General features: G+C 46.1%; 14 protein-coding genes. 5 read left to right on the top strand and 9 right to left on the bottom strand.

All coding sequences use genetic code 11. From position 1 onward, the window contains the following. Positions 1-39: 39 nt before the first annotated feature. The 7 genes from carA to grpE all read right to left on the bottom strand — a co-directional run bounded on the left by carA (position 40) and on the right by grpE (position 8,349). A complete protein-coding gene (carA, locus tag K5X84_RS04270; RefSeq protein ID WP_199494423.1) occupies positions 40-1,185 on the bottom strand; it encodes a glutamine-hydrolyzing carbamoyl-phosphate synthase small subunit in 1,146 nt (381 codons plus the stop codon). 158 nt (positions 1,186-1,343) lie between these two features. Then, positions 1,344-2,150, bottom strand: a complete 807-nt coding sequence (dapB, locus tag K5X84_RS04265) for a 4-hydroxy-tetrahydrodipicolinate reductase (protein WP_222236764.1) — start codon at positions 2,148-2,150, stop codon at positions 1,344-1,346. Next, complete coding sequence (locus K5X84_RS04260) at positions 2,150-3,382, bottom strand: dicarboxylate/amino acid:cation symporter (protein ID WP_199494421.1); 1,233 nt, start codon at positions 3,380-3,382, stop codon at positions 2,150-2,152. Before K5X84_RS04260 ends, dapB begins: the two co-directional genes overlap by 1 nt. 129 nt (positions 3,383-3,511) lie before the next feature. Beyond that, the gene (locus K5X84_RS04255) at positions 3,512-4,345 is read right to left on the bottom strand and encodes a M48 family metallopeptidase (protein ID WP_054487030.1); all 834 of its coding nucleotides are present in this window, start codon (positions 4,343-4,345) and stop codon (positions 3,512-3,514) included. 50 nt (positions 4,346-4,395) lie between these two features. Beyond that, positions 4,396-5,547 (bottom strand): molecular chaperone DnaJ, encoded by a 1,152-nt coding sequence (gene dnaJ / locus K5X84_RS04250; protein WP_054487028.1) that lies wholly within the window; start codon positions 5,545-5,547, stop codon positions 4,396-4,398. Between the two features lie 102 nt (positions 5,548-5,649). Beyond that, positions 5,650-7,578 carry a molecular chaperone DnaK gene (gene dnaK / locus K5X84_RS04245; RefSeq protein WP_199494420.1) on the bottom strand — a complete coding sequence of 643 codons (1,929 nt, stop codon included), beginning with the start codon at positions 7,576-7,578 and terminating at the stop codon, positions 5,650-5,652. Between the two features lie 105 nt (positions 7,579-7,683). Further along, the gene (grpE, locus tag K5X84_RS04240) at positions 7,684-8,349 is read right to left on the bottom strand and encodes a nucleotide exchange factor GrpE (protein WP_199494419.1); all 666 of its coding nucleotides are present in this window, start codon (positions 8,347-8,349) and stop codon (positions 7,684-7,686) included. Positions 8,350-8,491: 142 nt separating this feature from the next. Here grpE and nadK point away from each other — a divergent pair, with 142 nt between their 5' ends. From nadK to K5X84_RS04215, 5 genes are all read left to right on the top strand, one after another. Continuing rightward, positions 8,492-9,370 carry an NAD(+) kinase gene (nadK, locus tag K5X84_RS04235; protein WP_199494418.1) on the top strand — a complete coding sequence of 293 codons (879 nt, stop codon included), beginning with the start codon at positions 8,492-8,494 and terminating at the stop codon, positions 9,368-9,370. Positions 9,371-9,450: 80 nt separating this feature from the next. After that, positions 9,451-11,115, top strand: a complete 1,665-nt coding sequence (recN, locus tag K5X84_RS04230) for a DNA repair protein RecN (RefSeq protein ID WP_222236763.1) — start codon at positions 9,451-9,453, stop codon at positions 11,113-11,115. Between the two features lie 86 nt (positions 11,116-11,201). Further along, the gene (locus tag K5X84_RS04225) at positions 11,202-11,552 is read left to right on the top strand and encodes an outer membrane protein assembly factor BamE (protein WP_222236762.1); all 351 of its coding nucleotides are present in this window, start codon (positions 11,202-11,204) and stop codon (positions 11,550-11,552) included. Positions 11,553-11,582: 30 nt separating this feature from the next. Then, complete coding sequence (locus tag K5X84_RS04220) at positions 11,583-14,291, top strand: insulinase family protein (RefSeq protein WP_222236761.1); 2,709 nt, start codon at positions 11,583-11,585, stop codon at positions 14,289-14,291. Positions 14,292-14,396: 105 nt separating this feature from the next. Continuing rightward, positions 14,397-18,269: an EAL domain-containing protein gene (locus K5X84_RS04215; protein WP_244994824.1), complete on the top strand. Its 3,873-nt coding sequence runs from the start codon at positions 14,397-14,399 to the stop codon at positions 18,267-18,269. Between the two features lie 21 nt (positions 18,270-18,290). Here the strand turns inward: K5X84_RS04215 and fadJ are convergent, their stop codons facing one another. After that, positions 18,291-20,417, bottom strand: a complete 2,127-nt coding sequence (gene fadJ, locus K5X84_RS04210; RefSeq protein ID WP_054487014.1) for a fatty acid oxidation complex subunit alpha FadJ — start codon at positions 20,415-20,417, stop codon at positions 18,291-18,293. Beyond that, positions 20,417-21,727 carry an acetyl-CoA C-acyltransferase FadI gene (gene fadI, locus K5X84_RS04205; protein WP_054487011.1) on the bottom strand — a complete coding sequence of 437 codons (1,311 nt, stop codon included), beginning with the start codon at positions 21,725-21,727 and terminating at the stop codon, positions 20,417-20,419. Before fadI ends, fadJ begins: the two co-directional genes overlap by 1 nt. Positions 21,728-21,938: the final 211 nt, after the last annotated feature.

Below are 21,938 nucleotides of genomic sequence, written 5' to 3'. Positions count from 1 at the left end.
TTTCGCTACGGATGACGGTATCGAATATCATTCGACGAATCAGGCATTGGCCTGCATCAATTCAATAAAGTGGTCAAACAGTTCACTGGCATCATGTGGACCAGGGCTTGCTTCCGGGTGCCCCTGGAAACTAAACGCAGGTTTATCTTTACGACGAATCCCCTGCAGTGTTCCGTCAAACAACGACACGTGAGTCACTTCCAGGTTGTTTGGTAACTGTTTTTCATCCACCGCAAAGCCATGGTTCTGACTGGTGATCATAACCCGCTTCGTTGTCAAATCTTGTACGGGATGGTTCGCACCATGGTGGCCGAACTTCATTTTCATTGAACGCGCACCACTGGCGATGGCCAGCAATTGATGTCCAAGACAAATACCAAATATTGGAATGTCCTTATCCAGTAAGGTCTTGATTGCTGTAATAGCGTAGTCACAAGGCTCTGGGTCGCCAGGCCCGTTCGACAAGAAAATACCGTCCGGGTTTAGCTTTAAAACTTCTTCAGCCGTGGTCTGTGCCGGTACAACGGTAATTTTACAGTTTCTGTCTGCCAGCAAGCGTAAAATGTTGTGCTTACACCCATAATCGTATGCAACCACATGGTACTGGCTTTGCTCAGGTTTAGTGTGTCCTTCGCCCAATTGCCAGCTACCACCAGACCAATCATAAGCTTTGTCACAGCAAACTTCTTTGGCAAGGTCCATGCCTTTTAATCCGGGAAACTTCTGCGCTAATTCCTGCGCTTTGTTTTCATCCAGTTCACCGACCATGATGCAGCCATTTTGAGCACCTTTCTCGCGCAATATGCGAGTTAAACGGCGCGTATCAATGTCCGCAATGCCTACCACATTATGACGTTGCAAATAGGCACTCAAGGTTTCCTCACTACGGAAGTTACTGGCTTTCATTGCCAAGTCTCTGATGATAAGACCTTTGGCCCAAACCTTGTCAGACTCTTCATCTTCTGAGTTGGTGCCGGTATTGCCAATATGGGGATAAGTTAGAGTAACGATTTGTTCGGTATAAGATGGGTCGGTAAGAATTTCCTGGTAGCCTGTCATGGCCGTGTTAAAGACCACTTCGCCGACTGCGGAGCCTTCGGCTCCAATAGCGGTCCCGCGAAACACGGTCCCATCAGCAAGCACCAGAATCGCTCGTTTAGCGGATTGACTCGCTAGAATACTCAAGGGCAACCTCCGTACATAAAAAAACGGGTGAATCAATAATTTGACTTCCCCGTTTTGCGTCCTGAACCGCGCATTTTGCCAAATCACGCCAGCCTTCGGACTGATTCAGGCAAATTGCACTTATTCTACGAAATTTTACGAAAATCGTCCAGCAGTATTTATCGCTTAAGTAAGCGTTGCAGGATATCCTGCAAGTTAAGTGTGTCTTGCAGACTGAATAACCCAGGAGCTTGCTCTTTAAGCCATTTAGCAGCCCTTATAGCGCCCTCAGCAAAAATCTTACGGTTACTGACTCGATGACCAATTTCTACGCGCTCGCCGTCAACAGCTAGAGTCACCTGGTGTTCACCGACAATATCCGCCGCCCGCATTACTGAAAAGCCTATCCCTTTCTCACTGCGCACACCATCAGTCCGGACACCATCATTCACTTCTTCCCAACGTTGTTCCCGACCTTTCGCTGCGGCTTGTCCCAAAGTAATTGCCGTTCCCGACGGGCCATCTTTTTTATGACGATGGTGCGCTTCAAAAATTTCGATGTCTGCATCGGGTAACGCGGCGCTGCTTAGCCCCACCAGTTGCTCAAGTAACGCTATGCCTATGCTGGTATTACTGGCATATAATACAGGCACCGTTTCAGCGGCCTGAGCCAGTCGCTCTTTTTGTTCGTCGTTCAAACCTGTGGTGCAAATGACTATGGGCAGTTGATACTGCTCAGCGAGCTTCAGGTTCTCAGTCAATGCTTCAGGTAGTGAGAAATCAATCAGGACGTCGATTTTATCGGGTTGCAGCTCCTCAGCACTGGTGAAGTGAACGGGTTCATTTTCCGTTGCACTTTTCCCGTAACTTGAGCTGTTTTTCCGGACTATCGCAGCGGCTAATTTCGCATCACTGTCAGTTGTTAATGCCTGAATGACAGCATTCCCCATTCGGCCGGAAGCTCCGAGCACACCCACATTGATCATTATTTTGACTCCGTTGCTAAATGGGCCTGATCCTGCAACAGGTTTTCACTGCGTGCAACAACTCTGGAAACCATCATATCGCCGGTCACATTCGTCAGTGTTCTGGCCATATCGATTATTCGGTCAATAGCTGCGATAAAAGCAATACCTTCTAAAGGTAAGCCAATAACATTCAGCGTTACGGTCAGCATCACTAAAGCGGTGCCTGGTACACCCGCAGTTCCTACTGACGCTAAAGTTGCCGTCAACATGATCAAGCCATAGTCCATCCACTCTAATGGTATTCCGTACAGCTGCGCAATAAAAATAGACGCAACGGCCGGATAAATACCACCGCAACCATCCATATTAATCGTTGCACCCAGTGGTAACACAAAGCTGGCATAGTCTTTAGAAACGCCCAACCTTTCGGTAACGGCTCGGTGCGCGGCAGGTAATGATCCAAACGAACTGCAGGTGGTAAAGGCGACAATCTGTGCATCGAATATCGCTTTGAAGAACTGCCAGGGGCTCATTCCCCCAGCGGTGCGGATCAAACCACCATAAACAACAATAATATGAATAAGACAGGCCAAATAAATAACCCCGACAAACTTAGCCAGCGGCAGTAAAGTACTAAAACCATACTCACCGATAACCCAGGACATTAATCCAAGTACGCCTATTGGAGTCAATTGTAAGACCATGCGAGTAATTTCATACATCACTTCTGCGCCAGACTTAATGGTCTTGCGCAAAGGCTCGCCCCGTTCTTTTAAACGCTGAATAGCTATACCGACCAACGCAGCAAATACCACAATTTGCAGAACGTTGCCTTCAGTCAGAGCGGCAAAAGGATTACTGGGCACAAAATTAAGGAACACCTGAGCAACACTCGGAATTTGTTTTTCTGCCTGCTCAGTGGCAGTCAGCGTCGTTGCTGGGCTCATATCAATTAAACTTGCCAGGGTTAAACCGATAGCGCTGGCTATAACCGCGGTAACCATAAACAAGCCAACGGTTTTGGCTCCCAGTCGTCCAAGCTTTTTGCCGTCATTAAGATCAGTTATTGCACTAACGATTGCACAGAAAATAAGTGGCGCAACGAGCATCTTAATAGCTTTTATAAACAGGTCGCCAAGTGGTTTTAGTGCTACACCCACCTCAGGTGCCAACCCGCCTATCAACATGCCTAAGACAAAAGCGCCTAGAACGCGTTGCCAAAATGGAATTGCAAACCAAGCTTTAAACATAAAACCCCAGCAGCTTTAAAAAATGGCTGCTAGGGTAAATCGTTCATAGAAGTAACAAAAAGAACAAATTGGACTAGGTTATAACTTTTCGGGAGGTTAAGGGGAAACCTGCGAATCCCCTTAATTACTTCAGTCTTCGCTGTCTACAGAAGCCGGACGTACACAAGCGGGTTTGTTTCCTGCAGCACGAGCCGCTTCATACCTTTCCTGTAAAGATGGTATCAAAGCTTCCAGATCTTTAATCCGGGTTTGCGGATTCGGGTGCGTCGATAACAACTCCGGAGGAGACTCACCACCTGACGCTGCTTGCATATTGCGCCACAACTCAGGAGCCTGATCCAGTTTAAAGCCGGCGTCTGCCATATATTCCATACCTAATTCGTCTGACTCAGATTCATGAGTACGCGAATAAGGCAACAGGATACCGACCTGAGCACCAACACCTAAAGCAGCCATCAATAAACCCGCTTCATTGCTATCAAGCTGCGTACTGGCAAGTATGCCCCCCAGTTGCAGCCCAAGCCCAACCATCATGTTGCTGGAAATCCGTTCATTACTGTGTTCAGCAATAACGTGACCAATTTCATGACCAATAACGGCGGCTAGTTGATGCTGATTTTCGGCAACTTCGATCAAACCGTCATAAACACCAATATAGCCACCCGGCAGAGCAAAGGCATTCACCGTTGGTTCCGCAAACACAGTGACCTGCCAATCCATTTGACTGTAATCACCGGGCAAGTTTTCAATTAACGCATCACTAATGCAACGAACATAAGCGTTGACCTCAGCATCCTCGTTAATCTTTTCCTCTTCCCGCATTTCCTTATAAGAGGCAGCCCCCATTTTGTTCAGTTCACTGTTAGAATAAAGCTGTAACTGAGAACGTCCCGTTGGAGATTCTGCACAACTCGCCAGTAAGACTAACGTACAAGCACTTAACGTTGTGGTTTTCCAATTCATTGACTGCCTCCGGTCTTTTTATGTCATGCACTTATATAGTGATAGACAATCTAACTGCGTAAGTCATCAAAAAATTGTTTTACGCCGTCAAAAAAGCCTTTTTCTTTGGGTCGGAATTTTGCGGCTTCATCACCCGTTCCCATTGAATCTTCAAGCTCTTGAAGCATATCACGCTGCTTGGACGACAAATTAACAGGCGTTTCAATCACAACTTTGCAGATTAAATCGCCTACTGCACCTGTCCGCACAGACTTAACGCCTTTACCGCGCAATCTGAAATGCTTGCCTGTCTGCGTTTCTTTCGGAACCTTAAGCTTCACTTTGCCATCAAGCGTCGGCACTTCGATATCACCGCCAAGAGCAGCTTTAGTGAAACTGACCGGCACCTCACAGAATAAGTTATTGCCATCACGAGCGAAGATAGGATGTTCACGAACATGAACCTGAACATATAAATCACCGGCAGGCGCTCCATGTTCACCCGCTTCACCTTCATTGGCTAAACGAATGCGGTCACCCGTATCGACACCCGATGGGATCTTAACCGATAAGGTTTTGGTTTCTTCCTTACGGCCCTGACCATGACAAGTACGGCAAGGATCACTGATAATCGTGCCTTTACCCCGACACTGCGGACAGGTTTGCTGTACGGCGAAAAAGCCTTGGCGCATTTGAATTTGACCGGCACCATGACAATGTCCACAAGTCTGCGGTTTACTGCCTTTTTTAGCACCGCTGCCGCCACAGTCACCACATTCAACCAGCGTTGGAATCTCCAGCTCGACAGTCTTACCCCGAACCGCTTCTTCCAGCGACATATCCAGGTTGTAACGTAAGTCTGCTCCACGCTGAGCGCGTGCCTGCTGGCGTCTGCCACCACCAAAAATATCACCAAATACATCGCCAAAGATATCAGCAAAATCAGCACCACCGCCGAATCCACCTGCACCATGGCCACCGCCGCCCTGACGTGCTTGTTCGAAGGCTTCGTGCCCATATTGATCATACATCTGACGTTTTTGAGGATCGGAAAGGACTTCGTACGCCTGTTTAATTTCCTTAAACTTTATTTCCATCTCTTTATCACCCTTAGTTCTGTCGGGGTGATACTTCATAGCCATACGTTTGTAGGCTTTTTTAATGTCACGTTCGTTAGCGTCTTTTGATACGCCCAGAACCTGATAAAAATCTTGCGTCGCCATAATTCTTCGTCTTCTATCTATGCTGGTATGTCAGCCTGATACAAATACACGGGTATTACCTTGCGGCAACACCCGTGTGCTTTTGCGAAGTTGCCTTAATGCTTACTTCTTATCGTCGTCTTTAACTTCTTCAAATTCAGCATCAACGACATCGTCATCAGCTTTGGAAGATTGCTGTTCGCCGCCAGCCGCACTTTCAGCTCCTTGCTGAGCTTGCTGCTGTTGAGCCGCTTCCATCAGCTTCTGCGACGCTTCCATCAGCGCTTGAGATTTTGCATCAATGGCTTCTTTATCACCATCTTTAGAGGCTTGCTCAAGTTCTTCACAAGCTTTCTCAATCGCATCTTTGTCTTCCTGAGACAAGGCATCGCCAACTTCTTTCAGCTGGTTACGGGTTGCGTGAACCAAACCATCGGCTTGGTTACGTGCCTGAACCATTTCTTCAAATTTCTTATCTTCCTCAGCGTGAGCCTCGGCATCTTTAACCATTTTATCGACTTCAGACTCATCCAGACCAGAAGATGCTTTGATCGTAATCTTCTGCTCTTTACCTGTGTCTTTATCTTTGGCTGATACGTGCAGAATACCGTCCGCATCAATGTCAAAAGTAACTTCAATTTGTGGCACACCGCGAGCCGCTGCACGAATGCCTTCCAGGTTAAACTGACCCAGAGATTTGTTATCCCCTGCGCGTTTACGTTCACCCTGTATAACATGGATGGTTACTGCAGATTGATTGTCTTCAGCCGTTGAGAAGGTTTGCGATTCTTTGGTTGGAATCGTGGTGTTCTTCTCAATCAGTTTCGTCATTACGCCGCCCATGGTTTCAATACCCAGCGACAGAGGGCATACGTCTAACAGCAGCACGTCTTTAACGTCGCCCTGTAGAACACCCGCCTGAACCGCAGCACCAACGGCAACCGCTTCATCAGGGTTCACGTCGCGACGTGGTTCTTTACCAAAGAAGTCCGTTACTGCAGCCTGTACTTTCGGCATACGAGTCTGACCACCGACCATGATGATGTCCTGAATGTCACTGACAGACAGATCAGCATCAGCTAATGCTTGTTTCAGTGGCTCAAGCGACTTCTTAATTAAGTCTTCAACCAGTGATTCCAGTTTCGCACGAGTCACTTTAATAGCCATGTGCTTAGGACCGGTGTTGTCTGCCGTAATGTAAGGCAGGTTAACTTCAGTCTGCTGCGCAGATGACAGTTCAATCTTCGCTTTCTCTGCCGCTTCTTTTAAGCGCTGCATAGCCAGCGGATCTTTACGCAGGTCAATGCCCTGGTCTTTTTCGAACTGCTCAACTAAGTAGTTAATCAAACGGTTATCGAAGTCCTCACCACCTAAGTGCGTATCACCGTTGGTCGCCAGTACTTCAAAAGTGTGCTCGCCTTCAACTTCATCAATTTCGATGATTGAGATATCGAACGTACCACCACCTAAGTCATACACAGCAATCACATTGTCGCCGGACTTCTTGTCCATACCGTACGCCAATGCAGCAGCTGTTGGCTCGTTAATAATACGTTTGACGTTAAGACCTGCAATTTTACCCGCGTCTTTGGTTGCCTGGCGCTGAGCATCGTTAAAATATGCCGGTACGGTAATAACAGCATCAGTTACCGACTCACCCAAAAACTCTTCGGCGGTCTTCTTCATTTTCTTCAAAACTTCAGCAGAAATCTGTGGTGGTGCTTTCTTATCACCATCAATTTCTACCCATGCATCGCCATTGTCTGCCTTAACAATTTTGTAAGGCATGATACCGATGTCGCGTTGTACTTCTTCGTCTTGAAAACGACGGCCTATTAAGCGCTTAATCGCAAACAAGGTTTTATTTGGGTTGGTTACGGCCTGACGTTTCGCCGGTGAACCTACCAAAATTTCGCCATCGTCAGTAAATGCAACTACTGACGGGGTTGTACGGTCGCCTTCGCCGTTTTCAATTACGCGAGCTTTGCCACCATCCAGTACAGCAACACAAGAGTTTGTTGTACCTAAATCAATACCAATCGTTTTACCCATGATTCGTCTCCAACTTCTAATTCATGTAATTTGTTTCGATACCCTTTATCTGGGGTGCCCATGTCTGAATTTCAATACCCAACAAGGGGATAATTTTCAATTTTGTTACGCTTTAGTGTCGACACCAGAGCTCGAGTTACGCGCAACCATCACCATCGCTGGGCGCAACAAGCGTCCATTCAGCTCGTAGCCTTTTTGCATAACTGCCATAATAGTGTTGTTCGGGTGGTCGTCCGACTCCTGCATCGACATAGCCTGATGCTGATCGGGATTAAAGGCTTCGCCTTCTTCGCCTATGGCTTTAACGCCGAATTTTTCAAGCGTTGAAGTTAAGCTTTTGTAGGTCAGCTCTATACCTTCCACAAAATTTTTGTTCGCTTCGTCTTCTTTATCAGCCAGCTGTAAAGCTCGCTCTAAGTTATCTACCGAAGTCAGTATCTCGTTAGCGAACTTTTCCAGCGCGAACTTATGTGCCTTTTCAACATCCTGACTAGCTCGGCGACGAACGTTTTCCATTTCAGCCTGTGTGCGAAGCACCGAGTCACGCTGATCATTCACTTTTGCTTCAGCTTTACTCAGCGCAAGCTCTAGCTCAGCAATGCGATCGGTTTGCTCAGACGACTGACCTGCTGTTTCAGCCTCATCAGCAGTTACATCCTGCTGCAACGCATCTTCCGCCGCTTGCGCGGCTTCCTGCTCAGCTTTCTGCTGCTCTACTGTCGGTTCGTTAGCCGCTTCAGCTTTTTGTTTAGAATCGTTTTTGTCGGTCATAAGTGACTCTCTTTAACCAGTTTTAAATTGAGGTTGCCAAGTTAATGGGGGCAAGTTTTTTTCTTTCAAGGGGATTTCTCTCACTTGATAAATTTTCTTGCTCATCGTAGCGTAACCACACGACCGCATAAGGATCCTATGAATGAGTGCTTTTAAAAAAATTGGACTGCTTGGAAAAGCCAATGATCGTGGTACCCAGTTAACCTTAGAAACAATTACCACCGCTTTGATCCATCGCGGATTCAGTCTGTGCCTGGAGACCCGCACAGCCGAGCAGCTGACCTTACCAGAGCAAGTTGAAACACTCAGTCTTCAGGACTTAGGGGAATGGGCGGAAATTGCCATTGTCGTTGGCGGTGACGGCAATATGCTGGGGGCTGCCAGAGCCTTGTGCGAACACAACGTTGGTGTCATCGGTGTTAACCGGGGAAATTTAGGTTTTCTAACCGATCTGGATCCAGATGAAGTTATGACTCCCCTACTTGCCGTTTTAAACGGGGACTACCACGTTGAAGAACGCTTTCTGCTCTCAGCGGAAGTCATTAGTAACGGAGAATCATCAGGCACCGGCCGTGCAATTAATGAAATAGTCCTGCACTCAGACAAAGTCGCTCACATGATTGAGTTCGAACTTTATGTCGATGATCACTTTGTCTTCAGCCAACGCTCAGATGGATTAATCTGCGCAACACCAACAGGCTCCACCGCTTATTCACTCTCTGGTGGTGGCCCAATTTTACACCCCGGCCTTGACGCCATGACGCTGGTACCAATGTTCCCGCACACCTTAAGCAGTCGCCCTATCGTTGTTGACGGCAACAGTGAAGTCCGTCTTAAAGCCGCTTATGATAACGACTTACTTCAGATCAGTTGCGATGGTCACGCCCGAATGACGGTGCATCCCGGTGATGATGTCATTATTAAGAAATACGCTAAAACATTAAGAATGATTCATCCGATAGACCACAATTATTACCACGTATTGCGTAACAAACTGGGCTGGGGTAGCCGGCTTTTTTAATTCGCAAACTTGCATTTTACAAAGACTACTGTATAAATACTGTATAACCTGTACATATCAACAGTATTGGAGCGAAGGCTATGTTATCGCAATTAACTGTTCGCAACTTTGCCGTCGTTAAGTCTTTAGACATTGAATTTCATAACGGCATGACTGCTATCACCGGCGAAACGGGTGCCGGTAAATCAATAGCTTTAGATGCGCTAAGCCTATGTCTCGGCAGTAGAGCCGATGCAAACTGGGTCCGCCCGGGGCAAGAGAAAGCGGAAATCTCTGCCGTTTTTACACTTGCAGCCGACAGTCCCGCATACCAATGGTTAATAAGCAACGAATTTGATACCGATGAAGACTGCGTATTACGCCGGGTTATTCAGCGCGATGGCCGCTCTAAAGCCTGGATAAACGGAACTCCTGTTCCTTTGAGTCAACAAAAATCTCTGGCTCCCTTGTTGGTAAACATTCACGGGCAGCACGAACACCAGCTGCTACTAAAAGAAGATCACCAGTTAAGTCTGTTGGACAGTTATGCTCGTCATCAGCATTTGCTGGATAAAGTCCAGGAAGATTATCGAAATTGGGCTTCTGTCGAAAAACAGTATCAACATTATCAGCAACAAAAAGAAGAACTGGAAGCTCAGCGTCAGCTTCTTGAGTATCAAGTCAATGAATTAAATGAGTTTGCCCTAACTGATGGTGAGTTTGAGGAACTGGATCAAAAACACAAGCGTTTGAGCAACAGTAAGGTTTTGCTTGAGGCTGGCGTATTTGCTTTAAACGCACTTTATGAAGGCGAACATAATAATGCAGCCGGCTTAGTTCAGTCAGCAAGCCAAAGGCTTGAGGAAGCTGCAGAAATGGATACAGCTCTCACCCCCATTAATCAGTTACTGCAACAGGCCAAAGTACATATTGAAGAAGCGGCTCTGGAGTTAAGGCAATATCAGGATGACCTGGAGCTGGACCCCGGTGAGCTCCAAGTAGTTGAAGAACGTTTAAGTACCGCTATTAACCTTGCTAAAAAACATCAAATACCCGGTGCAGAGTTAAGTCAGCAGCACAAAAAACTTATCGCTGAATTAAATAGTCTGGAGCAAGCCGGCGAGCACGCAGAGCAACTTGATGAAGAAAGACAGCAGGCCCGTAAAACCTATCGGGATAGCGCGCAAAAGCTCTCCAATAGTCGCGAACAGGCGGCAAAAGAATTAAGCCAGAAAATCAGCCAGTCTATGCATGAACTTAATATGCCACACGGGCGTTTCGTCATTCAGGTAGAGCATGATGCCAGCGCACGGGCGACTCGCTTAGGTACAGATCAAGTCGACTTTCTCGTAACAACTAACCCTGGGCAACCAATACAATCATTGAATAAAGTCGCCTCTGGTGGTGAACTTTCAAGAATAAGCCTTGCCATACAGGTCATGACGGCGACTCAGAAGACGGTACCCACCATGATGTTTGATGAAGTTGATGTTGGTGTCAGCGGGCCTACAGCAGCTATCGTCGGCTCTATGCTTCAAAAGCTGGGGAAAACGTCACAAGTTATTTGTGTCACTCATTTACCGCAGGTTGCAGCAAAAGCTCACCACCAACTACAAGTGAGTAAGACAACAGATGGTGCAGAGACAGAGACCGCGGTTACAGCATTATCAAATGAGCAGCGAGTTATTGAATTGGCACGGCTACTCGGTGGCGACAAAGTGACTGACATGGCAAAAGCGAATGCTAAAGAGTTACTCGCCAGTTAAATTCGTTCTATGCTGGCGTTCGATGAAGTCATTGTTTATCATCAACGCCAATACAATCAATTATGATTAATTTTAATAGGTATTTCATGTCAAGATTTGGAGTTTTGCTCGTTGCCATTATTGGCTTAAGTGGCTGTTCGTTGCTCGATAAAATGGTATATCGTATTGATATTCCCCAGGGAAATTATCTGGAGCAGGAAGATGTCGATAAATTACGCGTAGGAATGACCGAAGAACAAGTTATTTTCGTATTAGGAAACCCAGTTGCTGAGAACAGTTTTGATTCTGACCGTTGGGTATATCTCTACAATATGGATCCAAATTCTGGCAAAGATTTCCGCAAAGAATTGGTATTAACCTTTAACAACAAGCAATTGCAGGATTTTAAAGGTGACTTTGATAAACCAGAAGACTTTGATCAACCACTGGATCAATAACTCGATTTAAAATTCATATCAGGGAGAATTATGGCGAACTCTTCACTCACTGATGAGGTCGTCCGTGTTGTCCGCAGTTCTGGAGACAAACGAGACTATCAACACCTGACATTGTCCAACCAACTAAAGGTGTTGTTGGTTCATTGTCCTGATAGCCCCAAGGCTGCGGCTTCTATCGCCGTCAACGCCGGTCACTTCGATGATCCAGACCATACTCAAGGGTTAGCCCACTTTCTGGAACACATGCTATTTTTAGGCAGCCGAGCCTTCCCTGAGCCCTCTGCTTTTGGCCACTTTCTCAACTTGCATGGTGGGCAGCACAACGCCTGGACAGGTACTGAGTTTTCTAACTTTCATTTTGACTGCAATGCTAACGCCTTATCACGTTCGTTAGAGTTTTTTGCCTCAATGTTGAAAGAGCCGTTACTGTCCGATAACTGGATAGATAAAGAAATTCAGTCAATTGAGTCTGAATTCCGTTTAAAGCAAAATGATGAACTCCGTCGTCTTTATCAGGTTCATAAAGTTACGGCTAACCCTGAGCATCCGTTTAGCCAGTTTTCCGTAGGTAACCTTAATACACTCAAAAATGACAAGCACGGCAGTTTAAAAAGTAAACTGAAAGCCTTTTTTAACGAACATTATGTTGCTCAAAGAATGCGTCTGGTCATTGCCGGACCGCAGTCGCTTGATGAGCTAACTCGGCTAGCGCAACAATACTTTTCTGATATTAAGCAGGAAAGCGGCCCCAAAGAGCCAATTACAGCTCCTCTTTATCTTAATGAGCAGAAAGGTGTATGGATTAAAGTAAAGCCTATCAAGGTAGCCTACCGGCTTATTCTGACCTTGCCTTTACCCAGTATTGACGAAGATTACCCTCATAAGACCACCAGTTTTATCGCTCACTTATTAGGTTACGAAGGCCCTGGAAGCCTGTTTAATGCGTTACGTTCAAAAGGCTGGGTTAACTCTCTCTCTGCTGGTGGCGGAATCAGTGGCAGTAACTTTAAAGATTTTAATATTAACTTACAGCTGACAAGCTCTGGCCGCCGTAATGCCAGTCATATCGTGCAATGGATTTTTGCGTATATTCGAAAAATAGAAGCGGAAGGTGTTATTGACTGGCGCTATGAAGAGCGCCGTATAACAACGGAAATGAGCTTTCTTTATCAGGAGCCCACTCCGGTTGGCGAATTGGCTAATCAGCTCTCCGTTAACGCTTTTCATTATAAACAGGAAGATGCGCTCTACGGTGATTACCGTATGGACGGATTGAATCACGTCTACGCAAAGCGGTTATTGCAAGAAATGACGGCACAAAATGCCCGTATTACCTTAGTTGCTCCTGATGTTGAGACTGATCGAGTCGCACCTATTTATAATACAGAGTACGCCATAGAAGCAATTAGTCAGCTTCAGCACCAGCTGTTTTCATCAACGCCCGAAAACTTTTGCTGCGGCTTACCCAAACCTAACCGTTTCCTCAACTCACGATTTGCTCCATTAGAGCTGGAAGCCGGTGGTTCCCTGCCAAACTTGATTGAAGATAGCCCTCAACTCCAGTTATGGCACTTACAGGATCGTGACTTCAGAGTTCCTAAAGGGCATATTTATCTTTCATTAAAATTACCGGCCGTCACCAACTCGGCCTTTAATTTTGCCATTGCCCGCTTATGGTCCGAGTTAATGATAGACGCCTTAAATGATGACCTTTACGATGCAGAAGTCGCAGGGTTACATTTTAATATATACCCAACCCAAAGCGGCATTACCATTCATACAACGGGCTTGTCGGCCGGGCAAATTCCTTTGATGCAGCACCTTATTGAGCGCGCTTTAAAAACGCGTTTTGCAAGACGCAGATGGCACGATCTTAAGCAGAGCCTTTTAAGTAACTGGCACTCCGCCCATCAGAACCAACCTTTGAATAAACTCTTTGCTGAGCTCAACCAGCAACTGCAATTCGGTTTGTTCAGGCTGCGCGATTTAGCCTGTGAGCTAGAGCCGGTCTCTTTTCGTCAATTTACGGTAGAAATCGCTAAGTTATTCTCCCCTGTTCATGTTACCGCGTTTGCACACGGCGACTGGAAGAGAGAAAACGCTTTACAGCTTGGGCAGCTTATTAAGTCTAATTTACCTAGTTCGAAAAGTGCTTCGATTAAGCGGGCTCCCATAAAGCGAATACGAGACTTTGTTTCGCAGCAACTCTTAGTCCCTTCTGAGCACTCAGATACTGCCCTGCTTCTTTACTACCAGGGAAGAGATGACACATCAATGGAACAAATCAGTTTCATGCTTTTACAGCAACTGATTCACCAGCCTGTATTCCAGGAACTAAGAACAGAGCGTCAACTTGGTTATGTTGCAGGCAGTCAGTATTTCCCGGTACAACGGTTGCCCGGTATTCTCTTTTTCTTACAGTCGCACGAATACAGTGCCGATGAAATTTACCAGGCAATGCAAGAGGTTATCGCCCAACAGCTGGAAGTCCTCCATAATTTAACGTTAAAAGAATGGCATCACGCGAAATCAGTACTGAGACAACAAATACGAACTATCGATCGAAATTTACGCGTGCGCAGCCAAAGACTCTGGGGGGCAATTCAACTTGCAGATACTGAGTTTAACCGTCAACAGGAGTTATTATCAGCCTTGGAGCACTGTCAGTTAGTCGAGTGGCTCGAGAGAATAAAAGAGCGTCTAAGTGACAAAACGCAACTACTGAGACTTCAAACCTAAGCTTAGAGCGAGTAGAATAGCCTTTGACAGTAAGTTGCTCTCTCGTTATCTTAACGATATATTAACAATAAAGAGCTACTTAAGTAGCCACTCATTAGGTTTCTCGTGATCTTTACTCTTTCTATCAGAACATTACGCTCTGCGTTTTTGCTATGCTTTTTGTTATTACAAAGCTATAGCCCTAATGTTTCTGCACAAGAAACTCCTGATGATTTTACTGTTAAACAATGGTCTTTTTCAGACGGCTTACCTGATAATCATATCTATGATAGTGCTGAAGGCCCCAATGGGTTCTTATGGATTGCAACTGAGGAAGGGCTGAGCCGCTTTGACGGCACTCAATTTTATAATTACTCAGCAACCAATGAACCTGCAACGAATGTACTATCGGTTAGCATAAAACAGCTTTTCTTTGATAAATCAGAGTCTCTTTGGCTGAACTCAGAGAAAGGACTGGCTCGACTGTCATTAGAGTCCTTTACACCAGAGGTATTTAAACTCCCCGGGTATAAATCAGCGACTCAGTCAGATATCAGCTCGATATCGGAAGATAAAAATGGTCGTTTACTGGTTGCGACAGAGCGTTTTATTTACCGCTATAATGCGCAGGCTAATAAGTTTGAACAGCTTAACTTAACTTATAACGCTGAGCCCATTGAGCAGGTTAACTACATCTATTCCGGCAAGCATTGGTATTGGTTAAGTACTGAAAAAGACGGTGTATTCGTTTGGGATGGCTTCTCCAGAGAAGTCTTTTCCCTCAATAAGCAAAATCCTATAACGGAACAAATTCCCGGAAACGAGCTATACTCCGCGTTGCGCTATCAGCAGCAACTCTGGTTGGTAACCAACGTTGGTCTGGTCATATTGAATGACGATTTTCGTTTAGAGCCAATCCCCAATTATCTCAGTGAGTTAAGCGATATCATTAGTATGCGTTTATCAGCCAGTCATGGGATATTGTTCAGCTCAAAGCAGGGGCTTTACAAACTGTCTAATGAGAAGCTCACTAAGTTGCATGATATTCCCACCACAAAGACCACCCAAATTGCACGGAGAGACATTTTTTCTATATCCAGACATTCAGGACTTTTTCAGATAGAAAGTCCCTTTGCTCCTTCTGCGTTAGCGCATACCTCCCGACATACAGCGAAAACTGAGAACATTGGTTCACCTAAACTGATGCAGCAGGTTACGGCATCAACCGAAGACAAGAATGGTAACTGGTGGCTGGCGACTAATTTAGGTGTATTATTTTATGACACACGAGAGAAGGAAATTTCTGAGCTTCATCATTATCCAAACGCAAGCGTTCAAGTCGCAGAGATAGAGCTTTTTGCGAACTACTTGTATGTTCTGACCACTGAAACTAAAGCCGTTTACCGGTATGACATCCTGGAGAAAAGTTGGGAGCAACTTAATGTTGCTGAGCTGTCTTCTCAACCCGCCAGATTAACTCATTTTGGCAAGTCACTGTGGCTGCATACGCAAACAGAAGCAATAGAGATAGGTGAATTTGGTCAGGTTTCTGGTAAACAACTTATTCTCGAAAGCCGTCCACTTTTCCCACACCCGATACATATTGATGTCAAAAAAGTAAATGAAAATAGCTACTTAAATAAGTTCAGCCTGCCATTTTCCAGAGCAAATGAGTATCTTTCTTATCGCTACAAATTAGACCATGACGAAACTGCGTGGCAGTATCTCGAACAAGGTCAGGATTTTGTACAGCTTTCGTCTCTTCCCTCGGGTAGCCATAGGTTTGAAGTGCAGACGTCTTATGACGGAAGCAACTGGTCTCCTTCCGCTTTTAAACAACTCAACGTAATGACTCCGCTTTGGCAGAGTCCTATTGCCTGGGGAGCTTATATAACGGCCATTCTGATGGGCTTAGTCATTTATTGGTTAGTCCGTCGCCAACGCCAGTTGGTATTAGAACAAACGCTTACTCAATACAAAAGGCAAGCACAGGGACTACAGTCCAGCAACTATCAATGCTGGGAGTGGAATTTAAATTCTGGTGAGCTCGTTCGCCAGAATATTTGGCAAAGTTGCCCTGCATTCCCCATTGATGGGAAGCGAATTGGCTTTTCCGGCGGTCAGTCAAATATTCACCCTGAGGACCTACAGCGCTTACAAAACAGTCTCGATGATCACCTACAAAGAAAGTCTGAGGTATTTGAATGCACATACCGACTGGATAATCAGGGAAGTTGGCTTTGGGTAATGGACCGGGGGCGATTGCAGAGCGACGGTCAAAATAAAATCATGTATGGCACCTTAAGCGATATCAGCAACCTGGTTAGCTCCGAAGAGCGCATTAATATGCTGGCGTCATCAATTACCAATATTTCTGACGGCATTTGTATTTTTGACCGCTTCTTCCGTAAGCGCGAGGTCAATAACGCGTTCGAACGTATTAGTGGTTTTCAGCGTGAGCAAGTCTTGGGGCAAGTATTAACGTTACCCTGCTACCCTGAAAGTTTTGTGAATCAAATAAAGCGTGCCGTCATAAAAGATGGAACATGGCGTGGTGAAGTTACCGACTTAAAAGCGAATGGTGGTGAGTTCCTGATGGAGCTTACTCTGGACGCCGTTCGCGATGATAACGGCGAGGTATCCCTTATTGTTGCGAGCTTCTCTGATATCTCTGAAAGGCGTCATACCGAGAATGAACTGCGTCGTCTTTCTAATACGGACACTTTGACCGGGTTACCGAACCGCTCGTATTTCCAGGTCAGCCACTCTAATCTGGTTCGGAAAAAAGTCTCTCATACCTTGTTACTCTTTGATCTGGATGATTTCAAAAAGATTAACGACTCTTTAGGCCATGAAATAGGTGATGAGCTTTTATGTCAGGTTGCTGAACGGTTAATGGATATAGGCCGCAGACAGGATACCCTTTACCGTCTGGGCGGTGATGAGTTTGGCCTCCTTATTGAAGACAGTATCGATATTAATTTAATCGGCGATTTGGGTAATCAAATAAACCTTAAAGTAGCAGAGCCTTATTTAATTCAGGATCAGGAAATTGTCATCGGCAGTTCAATTGGTATTGTTCTTTACCCTCACGACGGCCAGACGTCACAGGAGCTTTTACAGAAAGCCGATATGGCCATGTATCACGCCAAGCAGCGTGGCGGAAACTGCTACCAATTCTTCAGTCAGTCGATGAACGAAAACGCAGTTAAACGACTGAAATTGGAGAATGAACTGAGAGCGGCATTAAAAGCAAATAATATTCGAGTGTATTACCAACCTAAAATTGAAATCAGTTCCGGTCACATTGCCGGCCTTGAGGCCCTGGCCCGCATTGAAAGTAGTGACGGCTCTATGATTAACCCAGCGGAGTTTATTCCGTTAGCTGAGGAAACCGGGCTTATAATTCCTTTGGGCGAGGATGTTTTACGTCAGTCCTGCCGTGATATGAAAAAGTTCATGACTTACCCGGGCTCACCAAAAAGTATTGCAATCAATTTGTCAGCTCGTCAGTTCATGCAATCCAGTCTGGCGCTTCAAATTGAGCAAATTTTGCGAGAAGAAGACTTACACCCTCGCCATGTTGAATTCGAAGTCACGGAAGGCATGGTAATGAGTGACCCTGAACGCGCAATTACGATGATGGAAAACTTATCCGATATGGGCGTCAAACTGGCACTGGATGACTTCGGAACAGGTTATTCGTCACTGTCTTACCTAAAGCGTTTTCCAATGAACAGCCTTAAGGTGGATAAGGCCTTTGTCGATGATATTACTATTAACGACAAAGACCGTAATATGGTTGCTTCTATCATCGCTATGGCACATAACCTGGGGTTAAAAGTGGTTGCAGAAGGAGTTGAAACAAAAGCTCAGTTGCAGACATTAAAAAGCCTCAAATGCGAATACATTCAAGGCTTTTATTATGCGAAGCCTATGCCGGCTGACGCATTAATTGAATTTATTGAGCAGCACAACAACATTGCTGCTCAGGTATAATTCTCAGCTTGGTTCTATCCGTTACTGATAAAAACTCCAGCCGTTCTCTACCATCTGTTTAAGTAAAGGTGCCGGGGTGTATCGCTCACCTCTTTCCGAGGCTAGCTTCTCCAGCTTGTTCACTATTGTTTCAAGACCCTGACTGTCCATATAACGGAAAGGGCCGCCCAGGAAAGGTGGGAACCCGATGCCAAAAATTGCACCAATGTCACCGTCACGCGGACTGCGGATGATCTCTTCCTGCAGGCAGTAAGCCGCCTCATTCAGCATCGGTAGCAGGCAAATATCAATAATTTCATCAGCTGACTTACTTTGTTTAGGATCGATATCTAACAAAGAATAAACTGACGTATCCACCGGTTTGCCTTTCACTCCCTTACCGTATTGATAAAAGCCTTTTTGATTCTTCTTGCCCTTGCGGTCGTCATCAATCAGCTTTTCAAAAGCATCAGGGGCCTCAAAGCGATCACCCAGTTCTTTCACCAAAACCGGCGCCACTTTTGCCGCAACGTCGATACCCACTTCATCAAGTAAAGTGATAGGGCCTACCGGAAAACCAAATTTCACCAGGGTTTTATCCAGGTGCTCAATAGGTTCGCCAGCTAACAGCAGGCGCGCCGCTTCGTTCATGTATGGCGCCAGAATACGGTTAACGTAGAACCCGGCACCATCTTTTACCACAATCGGTGTTTTCCCCTGCTTTTTAGCCAGGGATACTGTGGTGGCAATGGTTTTATCCGATGTACCTGAGTGCGTAATGATTTCTGCCAATGGCATTTTATCCACCGGAGAAAAATAGTGAAGACCAATTACCTGCTCTGGGCGCTTCGCCGTAGCGGCTATTTGGGTAATAGGCAGCGAGCTGGTATTGGTTGCAAAAATAGTCGACTCAGCGGCATGCTCTTCCACATCAGCAACCATCTTTTGCTTCAGGTTAAGATCTTCAAAAACCGCTTCAATAACCACGTCGGTGCGCTCAAAACCGCTATAGTCAAGTGAGCCACTCAACATCAACATAGTCTTTTCAAGCTCTGCGCGGCGCATATGACGACGCTTAACCTTCTTGTTCAGGCGCTCATAGCTGTAGTGTAAAGCGTTGCTAATTCCGTCTTCGCTAATGTCTTTTATGCGCGCCGGAATACCCGCTTTAGCCGCGGTGACATAAGCAATACCTCCACCCATTAAACCACCGCCTAAGACACCGACCCGTTTTACCGGATCAGGCTCAACGCCGTCTGCGCCGGTTTCCTTCTTCATTTCTGTTGTAGCAAAGAAAATCTGACGCAGTTGATAAGACTCCGGTGTCATTGCCAACTCACCAAAGCTACGGGCTTCTTTGTCTAAACCGGCTTCACGACCGCGCTCAACACCTTCGCGAACTGTCTGAATGATCTTATCAATTGCCGGGTAGTTGCCGTGAGCTTTCTTCTGAGCCTGCTCACCAGCCTTTTTAAAGATAATGTCACGACCAAACCGAGTGGCCTCTAATACCTTACTCATGCCTTTAAGCGGCGGCTTCGTCGACTTAGGCTTGCGCTTCAGCGCGTGCTCTACGGCCACATCTAAAAGAATACTTTGTGGGACAACTTCCGCCACCAGGCCAGCTTTTTTAGCCTGCTTAGCACGCAGCTCCTTACCGGTCAGTATCATAGTCAGTCCTTGCTGAACACCAACCAGTTCTGGTAATCGCTGGGTACCACCGCTGCCCGGCAGCAAGCCTAATTTGACTTCAGGCAGACCTAACGCCGTTTTGCTGTTATCAGTACAAATTCGCACATGACATGCCATAGCCAACTCGAGCCCGCCGCCTAAGCAAGCTCCGTTGATTGCTGCAACCACAGGTACATTCAACTGCTCAATACGATCGAACATAGCCTGCCCTTTTCTTGCCAGACTCTCTGCATCGACCGCGTTTTCGCAGCCATCTATCATGTTGATATCAGCGCCAGCAATAAAAGAGCCGGGCTTGCCACTAATAAACACAACGCCTTTCACTGAGTCATCGCTCTCTAAGCGATTCATCAAACTACCAACTTCTTCTGCAAATGAGTCTTTTAAGGTATTCATTGACTCACCAGGGACGTCTATTGTAACTACTGCAACTCCGTCGTCCCTCACTTCCATAGTGAATGCTTTATCCTGACTCATTATTCTGTCTCCACAATCATTGCTGCACCTAAACCACCAGCGGCACATGCTGTCGTTAAACCAACACCTCCACCGCGACGGCGCAATTCATTCAAAGTTTGCGTGATCATTCTGGTACCGGTGGCGGCAAATGGATGACCATAAGCAATGGAGCCGCCCAGCACGTTAAATTTATCCATATCGATTTCACCAATGGCTTTATCACGACCCAGCTTATCTTTCGCAAACTTGTCGCTCGCAAACATTTTCATGTTCGCCAAGGTTTGCGCTGCGAACGCTTCATGCATATCGATAAGATCCAAGTCGTTAAGCGTCATGCCTGCACGGTCAAGCGCAACCGGTGTTGAATAAGACGGTCCCATCAGCATATCTTCTTCAACCTGCAAAGCGGCAAAAGCGTAGCTGCGTAAATAGCCCAGCACCGGTAAACCAAGTTCTTTTGCCCGGCTTTCGGTCATCATCAGGACCGCTGAAGCACCATCCGTTAAAGGCGTGCTGTTTGCGGCAGTTACTGAACCATGCTTGCGATCAAACACCGGTTTCAATTTAGCCAGTTTATCGACCTGACTTTCGCCACGAATATTATTATCGCGACTTAAATGCTTTTTATAAGGCTCAGGGTAAGCAGTCATCACTTCGTCACTTAACCAGCCTGCCTCCCAGGCAGCATGAGCTTTTTGGTGAGACCTTACCGTTAGCTCATCTTGGTCTGCGCGGCTAATATTATGCGTTTTCGCCATTTGCTCCGCAGTATCCCCCATACTAAGGCCGGTACTGTATTCAGCAATAGCAGGTGGTACGGGCAACAAATCTTTAAAGCCCAGACGCTTCAGGATAGACAACCTCTGCCCCAGGGTTTTCGCTTTGTTCAAATCAACCAAAGCTCTGGCCAGACGTTTGCTCACGCCAATAGGTAATACAGACGACGAGTCCGCACCACCAGCTATACCACCACGGATATGTCCAACGACCATTGCTTCAGCAATATTAACCGCAGATTGAAAACTCGTAGCGCAAGCTCGGGAGATACTATAAGCGTCTGTCTTCACCGGTAAACTTGTACCAAGCACAATTTCACGCGCAATGTTCGGGGCTTCAGGCATCTGGACCACTTGTCCAAATACCAGTTGCTCAACCCATTCAGCTTCAATGCCGGTTTTATTGACAAGTTCCTGAACCACCATCTTTCCAAGATCGACGGCCGGAACCCCATGAAAATCTGTTGCCTGCTTAGCAAATGGCGTTCTTAAGCCTGCTACAAAGGCAATTCGTTCACCATTAACGGTTAGCAAGCGTTGCGCTGCTGTCATAATAATTCCTCACTTCGTAAACCAATACTGGTCTGACCACAAATTATGTTACAAATTCTAGCCCGTAATAGAGCAGATTAAAACCACCGTTTTCGGTAAAGTATGCTGTATAGATTGAAAATTCGGAACAAAGGCAGCATTGTTACTGTCATTGCTATGCGGTACTGACAGCATAGTCAGTTTTCGCCGATAACGACAGCCTGGAGTAAAC

The sequence above is a fragment of the Idiomarina abyssalis genome (assembly GCF_019797805.1).
GTDB lineage: Bacteria > Pseudomonadota > Gammaproteobacteria > Enterobacterales > Alteromonadaceae > Idiomarina > Idiomarina abyssalis.
This window is presented reverse-complemented; position numbering and strand designations above follow the sequence as displayed.